Origin of the sequence: Mesorhizobium alhagi CCNWXJ12-2 (assembly GCF_000236565.1) — a bacterium.
GTDB lineage: Bacteria > Pseudomonadota > Alphaproteobacteria > Rhizobiales > Rhizobiaceae > Allomesorhizobium > Allomesorhizobium alhagi.
On sequence record NZ_AHAM01000372.1, the window covers coordinates 1 to 594 of the forward strand.

Here is a 594-nt window from a genome sequence, read left to right on the forward strand (position 1 = left end):
TCAACACCCGGAAGCGGTCAGCAAATGCAGCAGACTGCCGACGAAGCACAGCAGACATCCTCCACCTATGGCGGAACCGTAACCCGGAGCAGCGGCCATGAATGAGCATCAAGACAGCCGCAGCGTCGCGACGCTGCTCAGCGATCTTGCGCAACAGGTGACTACGCTTCTGCAGACGGAAGCGAGGCTGTTGCGCGCGGAAATGTCGGACAAATTCAGCAATGTCGGCAGCGGCGCAATCGAGATCCTTGGCGGCGCCGTTTGCCTGCTCGCCGCGCTGATCGTGCTCTTGCAGGCGCTGGTAATCGCGCTCGCCAATGCCGGCCTTGGCGCTGGCTGGTCGTCGCTGGCCGTCGGAGTAGTGGTCGCGGTGATCGGCGCCATCCTGCTTCGCACCGGCAGCGCCAATCTGTCGCCGTCGCAACTCAATCCCGACCGGACCGAGGAACAGTTCAAGCGCGACGTCCGGGTGGTCAAGGAGCAACTGAAATGACGCACGAATCCGCAGCCGAACTGGAACGCGAGGCTGAAGCCGCGCGGGCAAGGGTGGCCAACACCGCCGAAACGCTGAGAAGCAAGATGACGCCCGGCCAG

At 63.5% G+C, this 594-nt stretch carries 1 protein-coding gene; it reads left to right on the forward strand.

Annotated elements, in window-relative coordinates; all coding sequences use genetic code 11:
* Positions 1-97 precede the first annotated feature (97 nt).
* The gene (locus MAXJ12_RS34210) at positions 98-493 is read left to right on the forward strand and encodes a phage holin family protein (RefSeq protein WP_008840845.1); all 396 of its coding nucleotides are present in this window, start codon (positions 98-100) and stop codon (positions 491-493) included.
* Positions 494-594 lie beyond the last annotated feature (101 nt).

Coding starts and splice junctions, on each gene's coding strand:
- MAXJ12_RS34210 (WP_008840845.1), top strand. CDS start 98: ATGAATGAGCATCAAGACAGCCGCAGCGTCGCGACGCTGCTCAGCGAT.